Origin of the sequence: Streptomyces sp. NPDC097981 (genome assembly GCF_040302565.1) — a bacterium.
In the GTDB taxonomy this organism is placed as follows: Bacteria; Actinomycetota; Actinomycetes; order Streptomycetales; family Streptomycetaceae; genus Streptomyces.
Genome location: NZ_JBEORW010000120.1, coordinates 1 through 6,197, shown reverse-complemented (window position 1 = coordinate 6,197; position 6,197 = coordinate 1). Strand labels below are relative to the sequence as shown.

Here is a 6,197-nt window from a genome sequence, read left to right as displayed (position 1 = left end):
CCGCGCGTGCAGCACGCCCACCTCGAAACGCACGGCTCGATCGCATGGATGGAGGACGGCCGCCTCAACGTCCGCACCAGTTCGCAGAATACCCCTGCCTTCCCCGCCCGCCACCCCACCCCTTGCCCTCCGCGCTGCGCGCTCCGGGGCCAACCGGCACCGGACCCGCAATGCCCGCCCCCACCGGGCTGAAAACACTTCTGACCTGCGAATACATCACTCTTTTGGGTCGGGTCAAGAGGGCGATCCATCCCCCGATCACGACAGAGGTGCGATAGAGTTATCTTGTCGGTGAGGGGAAGTGGCAAGAACCCACCGGCATCGAAGAACCCCCGGACCTCAAGCCCAGGGAGAACCATGCCCACCACAGACGCGAAGTCTTACGCGCTGATCGTGCAGACCGACGGCGGGTGCGTCCTCGCCGACTGGACCCCTACCACCAAGCCCGCTGATCCGATTGACCGTGAATCGGATTACAGCGCCTCCTTCATGCGGCCGCTCCCGGTCCACCCCACGGTGACCGTCTGGGTCGACGATGACGCCGCATGGCGCGGCCTGCCGATCAACGACCCCGCCAGGCGTCTGCTCCGTCGGCTGCTCGCCCCGCAGTTCCTGTACTGCGGCCCGGTCCTGCTGACCGGCGCCATGACGTACAGCCGGGGCTGCTACGCGGAGGGTCTCACGGAGGGCCAGGCGCTCGATCTCATCGAGCTCTACCTGACCCGCGTGGCCACGATCCCCGTGCAGCGCACGCGCTGAAACCCCCGCCACGGTCGGCCCGGGCCCGTCGCCCCGGCCGCCTCGCTTGCGGGGCCGGGAGTGGCACCCGGCTCCGCAGGCCCGCCCGGAGAACCCACCGCGAAAGGAAGCCTCATGAGGCTGAAGATCTCCCCCAGGCAGCGCGCTGAGAACCTCCTGTACAGCGTCTTCGATGCGGCCGAGGACGGCTGTCACACCCTCACGGCCTATGCAGGCGGCCCCACCGCCGTGATCCGGTTCCACAACGAGGGCGAGCGGACGTACCTCGGCGAGGGCGTCGACATCGCCGACATCGTCAGCAGCACGGCGGCCGCCCTGGCGGGCGAGGTATGCGGCGTCGTGCTGCGCAGCATCGAGGGAGAGGGGAAGGCCCGCGCGTGGGGCTGGCACGTACGCGGCCTCTTCGCGACCCCGCTTACGGCCGACGCGCTCCGCTGCGCCTACTCCCGGGACGCGCTTACCGGCGAGGCCCTCCCGCCGGAGCCGGGCCTGTACTACGACGACGCCCCTCACATCAGCCTGGTCTAGCAGTTCGCCAGCGCTCAGTAACCGTGCTGCGGGGCCGGGAGTGGCACCCGGCCCCGCAGCGCCGACCGTCGAACACCGCAGAAGGAGCACGCTCATGACCGACTTCCCGGCAGACGACCCCTACGACATGGACGCGCGTTTGCTTGCCCGTCGAACCATGACCCTTGTGAGGTCCCTCGCGCGTGCCGCAGGTGAGGGCACCCACCACCTGACCGTGGTGCTTGCGCACCCCAGCGGGTTCGCTCACGCCGAGTGTCTCATCGAAGGCCCGGTGCCGAACGAGGACGACCCGCACGACCCCCTCGCGGAGGCCGCGTACCTCCTGGCCGTGACCACGATGGGCGTCAGCGCCATGCTGCTCGCGCGCTCGCTGCGGACGGACGGCACGGTGACGTTCATGTCCTGGATGGTCCGGGACCTCACCGCGTACCCCGCAACGGCCGAACAGAGCCGTAGCGCGTACGCCATCGGCGAGGACCGCCCCGCTGACGCGTCACTCGCCATGACGTTCATGGACGCGCCCGAACTCGTCTGACCCCGGCCAGGTCACGGTCGGCCGCCCCGCGTCCGGCGGCCGACCGACCGGGCCGGTACCTCTGCGGACACCCCGAACGACTGAACACAGCCCGCCAGCGGCGAGGGGAGTGGCACCCCAGCCGCATCCGTAGAACACCCCAGAAGAAGGAGAGACTTCCGTGGCACACGAGATCGAGCAGTTCAGTGACGGTACCGCCGCGTTCGTGAGCGCGCGTGAGAGCGCCTGGCACAGGCTGGGAACGGTGACCGCCGACGCGCTGACCGCCGAGGACGCCATGCGCTTGGCGGCCCTGGACGGTTGGAACGTCCGCCTGGTCGGCCTGCACGCCACCGAACTGACGGCAGAGGGCACGACGCTTCTGGACGTGCCGAACCACCGGGCGAGCGTGCGCACGCACCCCAAGACCGGGCGCCCCGAAACTCTCGGCGTGGTCGGCCCCGACTACACGCCCGTCCAGAACGAGGAACACGCCGAGTTCCTCAACTTCCTGGCAGACGAATCCGGCGCGCACTTCGAGACGGCCGGATCCCTGCGAGAGGGCCGTCAGGTGTTCCTGACCATGAAGCTGCCTCAGACGATGACCATCGGCGGCAGTGACAACGTGGACCTCTACATCGCAGCGTTCAACAGCCATGACGGCAGCAGTGCTTTCCGCATCGTCGTCACACCCGTGCGGGTCGTGTGCGCGAACACTCTGCGCGCCGGACTGCGGAATGCGAAGAGCAGCTACACGGTCCGCCACACCTCGGGAGCCCGCGGCCGCATCGCGCAGGCGCGCCAGGCCCTGGGCCTGACGTTCAAGTACGCCGAGGAGTTCGAGAAGGCCGCCCAGCGCATGCTGGACGTGGAGATGACCACCCCCATGCTCCGCACGGTCGTCGAGGAGCTGTGGCCGGTCGCCAACGGCGACAGCGCCCGGAAGAAGACGAATCAGAACACCCGGTGGAACGCCATCCGCGGTCTCTTCGAGCAGGCGGACACGCAAGCCGGCATCCGGGGAACGGCGTGGGCGGGCTACAACGCGATCACTGAATACGCCAACCACGTGGCCCCGGCGCGCGGTGCGAACCCGGACCTGAAGAACGCCGCGCGCGCGGAGCGCGTGATCAGCGGCACCGCCGACGACGTGATGGAACGCGCGTTCCGGCTCATGACCGTCTGACCCGAAACCAGCTCGACAGCACCGCCCACGGGGTGGGCGGGAGAACCCGTCCACCCCGCTCACCGCTGAGACAGGAGTCATCATGAGCACCCACAGCGCGGCCCAGCTGATCGGCGGACGCTCCCACCAGTGCGATGCCACCGCGACCTACACCCATCAGGGACGCCGCGCCTATGCCCTGCTCGACGGGATCGGCAGCACAGAAGAAGTCCGGACATGGACGCGCACAGCCGCGCGCCGACTCGCCCGCGCCGCCGCCCGCGCCGGAGCTCTGGAGGGCCTGCAGGAGATCCACGCCGCCCGGGCCGCCGAGCTGGCCGAGGAGGGATGGCGGGCGCAAGACATGCCCATGGCCGTAGCCGTCGTGGCTGTCACAGAGCCTGGCAAGGGGCTCGACGTGGCCTGGTGCGGTGACGCCCGCGCCTACCTGCTCCCGACGTCCAGTGATCGGCTGGAGCGGCTGACGACCGATCACAACATGCGGCAGGTCTTGACTGACATGGGTGTGGAGCCCGGACCGTACGCCCGCAACCGGGTCACGTCCTACCTCGGCGACACCAGCCCGCACGCCCCGCTCGGATCCGTGCAGGTTCCCGGCCGAGGCAGGCTGGTGCTCGCCAGCGACGGAGCGTACGAACCGCTGGAGGACGCCGAACTGGCGATCTCCGACTACGTGACGGGCAGCACGCGCCGCGCCGCCCGCGCCCTGGTGAAAGCCGCCATCGCCCACGCCGACGGCCGGGCCGACAACGCCACCGCACTGATCGCGGACCTGTCCGACAGCTAGCAGCGGAACCACTGCACGCCGCAAGGGACGCAGTCAAAACACTGCGCCCCGCAGGGCAGGGGAGAGCCACCCCAGCCAAACCGATTGAAGCGGAAAGGGAATCACGTGACCTACAAGGACGACACGGAAAGCCGGACCGTCAGCAGGCTGGCTCTGTCAGCACGCATCTCGGAATCGGGCCGTACCACGATCCTGCCGGAAACGGTCCGCCCCGTGCGCTGGACGGACTACTGGGCCCGCGCGGGACAGATACGGAACATGGAACGGACCATTGAGCTCCAGGTGAAGGCCTTGGTGGACGCCGCGCTGAAGGCGATCGAGAGCGAGTCCATGCCGGCCGACTCGGCGCACCTGTGGAGGTCCGAAGAGCACTGGCGGGCCGTGACGGTGCGCGAGACCCGCCGCAGGGCCACCGACCGGGCCAATGCCCACGTACACCGCGAAATGTCCCGCGCGGCCCTGGCTCGAATCGACGCCGAGGGGTCCGACTTCTGGCCCGTCCGATGGGAGGAGTCCGACAAGGTGTTCCTCGACCAGGGCGAGTGGACCGTCACGGTCTCCGTCAGCGGCACCGACCACCCGGCCGTCAGAGCGGCGCTCACCGCCGACCTGTCCGCCAAGGTAGCCGACATCCTCGCGAACGCCCGGAACCGGATCCCGCGCATCCAGAAGCCCGGCCGCGCCCCCGCCGCGAGCATCTCTCCCGCCAAGGTCCGTGAAACGTGGCGCCGCGACCGCGAGAAGGGTACGGCACCCAAGCCTGCCAACGGCGCCTACGCCCCTGGCAGCTGGGTTGTTTGGACCGACCCGGAAACGGGCCGCATGATCAACGGCATCGCCTCCGAATGGACTCCGGGCTGGACCCACGCCCCCCGCAAGCGGGGTGTCATCCCGTCAGACGGAAGCGAACCGGTCGTCATGCAACTCGACCCCGGGGCCAATCGCTGGAAGGGCCCGTGGAGGATTTTCTACAATGATGGCGTGAGCGCCATCATGGAACCGGGCGCGGTTCAGCTCGCAAGCAATGCGCAGATGCATTGATCCTCGACAGCCGCAGTGGACCGCTCGGTTATGGTGCAGGCCTTCGTTTCCCGAGTTAATCCGCTGTCTATTTTGAGTCATACGAGTGGTGGTCCTGGCTGCTGGCAGCATTGGAGTGAAGGCCCCGTCGGGCGGAAGAGTGAGATCGTACGATCTTCGGCATGATCCTTCCCCTCTCAGGCCCTCCTACGTGGAGACATCCTCTTGCTGCATTTGCGCTGACCCTCTTGATAACGGCCTGTTGGTACGGGCTGCAGCCGATTTACCCGGACTGTGTCTTCTTCTCCAGTGGTTCTCCCGGGAAGTCGCTGAGTCCGAACGAGGCGTATCAACAGGCAATCGAGTCGGGACAGTGCGCGCCGCCCCATGCGCGCTGGACTACCTGGACCGATTGACCTTCCCCCAGCAGCAGGAGACCGACCTGCCAGTCACCCGGCTGACAGGAATCGGCATGCAGATGACAGTGGACTTCGTCATCCGCTACAGCAGCACCGGTGAGCCGCGGTCCCTGCTGCCAGCCGCCCGCGTAGCGGGCTGTTCCTGGAGGCGGAGCCGGAAGGACCCGGTGGGGGAGCGAAGCGGACCCGCCCAACGGTCCTTAGGCCCGGACCCCGTGAAACGGAGTCACCTCCCGCGCGGAGCGGGGGGAGCGCAGGGGAGAGGAGGTCGGATAAATGACGGGTGCTTCTTCAGGGGGTTCGGTCATGATCGAGGGGATGAATCACGAATCTGATCTCGTAGCCGCTGTGGGCTCGCTGTGGGATGAACACAGGCCTGCCCCCTTCCCAGCTGGTCTGGCAGGTGAGGATCGGGCAGGTTTCGACCTTGTCCTGGTTGACGCGGACATCGCGGGGTGTGTGCATACCTGGCTCAGTAATGCCGGTGCCCTGGACGTGCGGAGTTATCGGGTCTTGCACTGGCGGGGATCCCAGCTCGGAGAGATCCTTGCCGTGCTCGGTGACGGTGACAGCCCGGAGTACTGGTATCGGCTCTCCAGGATGGCTGAACTCGTGGCATCCACGGATCCCAGGCCGCGGGATGCCTACCCTCCCGAACCTTGGACCCCCATGGACGGCTCCAAGGACCCTGGCGGGTGACCGCCCCCGATTGCTGCTGGCCTGGCCCGCGAAGCGGGCCCGGGGTGGTAGCGAAGCGGACACCCCAACGGCCCGAAGGGCCGGACCTCGTGAAACGAGGTCACTCCCCGTGCGCAGCACGACAGTCTAGGAGCCCGCGAAGCGGGCTCCGTCCGGGTGGAGCGCAGCGGAACCCGGACCGTCCGAAGCGAAGCGCAGGACTCCGGCCCGAAGGGCCGGCCCTGGCTCGGCGAAGCCGAGCCCGCCGAGCGAAGCGAGGCGGTTCACTCCTCCACGCGCAGCGTG

At 68.3% G+C, this 6,197-nt stretch carries 6 protein-coding genes; all 6 read left to right on the top strand.

Annotated features, from left to right (window positions below; all coding sequences use genetic code 11):
* The first annotated feature begins 357 nt into the window (after nt 1-357).
* Nucleotides 358-759: a hypothetical protein gene (locus ABTY04_RS40060; protein WP_352218362.1), complete on the top strand. Its 402-nt coding sequence runs from the start codon at nt 358-360 to the stop codon at nt 757-759.
* A gap of 114 nt (nt 760-873) precedes the next feature.
* Nucleotides 874-1,287 (top strand): hypothetical protein, encoded by a 414-nt coding sequence (locus ABTY04_RS40055; protein ID WP_352218361.1) that lies wholly within the window; start codon nt 874-876, stop codon nt 1,285-1,287.
* A gap of 94 nt (nt 1,288-1,381) precedes the next feature.
* The gene (locus ABTY04_RS40050; RefSeq protein ID WP_352218360.1) at nt 1,382-1,822 is read left to right on the top strand and encodes a hypothetical protein; all 441 of its coding nucleotides are present in this window, start codon (nt 1,382-1,384) and stop codon (nt 1,820-1,822) included.
* A 160-nt stretch (nt 1,823-1,982) separates the two neighbouring features.
* On the top strand, nt 1,983-2,987 hold the full coding sequence (locus ABTY04_RS40045; protein ID WP_352218359.1) for a DUF932 domain-containing protein: 1,005 nt from the start codon (nt 1,983-1,985) through the stop codon (nt 2,985-2,987).
* Nucleotides 2,988-3,069: 82 nt separating this feature from the next.
* On the top strand, nt 3,070-3,774 hold the full coding sequence (locus ABTY04_RS40040) for a PP2C family protein-serine/threonine phosphatase (RefSeq protein ID WP_352218358.1): 705 nt from the start codon (nt 3,070-3,072) through the stop codon (nt 3,772-3,774).
* A 294-nt stretch (nt 3,775-4,068) separates the two neighbouring features.
* The gene (locus ABTY04_RS40035; RefSeq protein ID WP_352218357.1) at nt 4,069-4,815 is read left to right on the top strand and encodes a hypothetical protein; all 747 of its coding nucleotides are present in this window, start codon (nt 4,069-4,071) and stop codon (nt 4,813-4,815) included.
* The last annotated feature ends 1,382 nt before the right edge of the window (nt 4,816-6,197 follow it).

What these genes read in the sequence shown, in the direction of transcription:
- ABTY04_RS40050 (WP_352218360.1), top strand. Translation starts at nt 1,382, where the DNA reads ATGACCGACTTCCCGGCAGACGACCCCTACGACATGGACGCGCGTTTG.
- ABTY04_RS40040 (WP_352218358.1), top strand. Translation starts at nt 3,070, where the DNA reads ATGAGCACCCACAGCGCGGCCCAGCTGATCGGCGGACGCTCCCACCAG.
- ABTY04_RS40055 (WP_352218361.1), top strand. Translation starts at nt 874, where the DNA reads ATGAGGCTGAAGATCTCCCCCAGGCAGCGCGCTGAGAACCTCCTGTAC.
- ABTY04_RS40060 (WP_352218362.1), top strand. Translation starts at nt 358, where the DNA reads ATGCCCACCACAGACGCGAAGTCTTACGCGCTGATCGTGCAGACCGAC.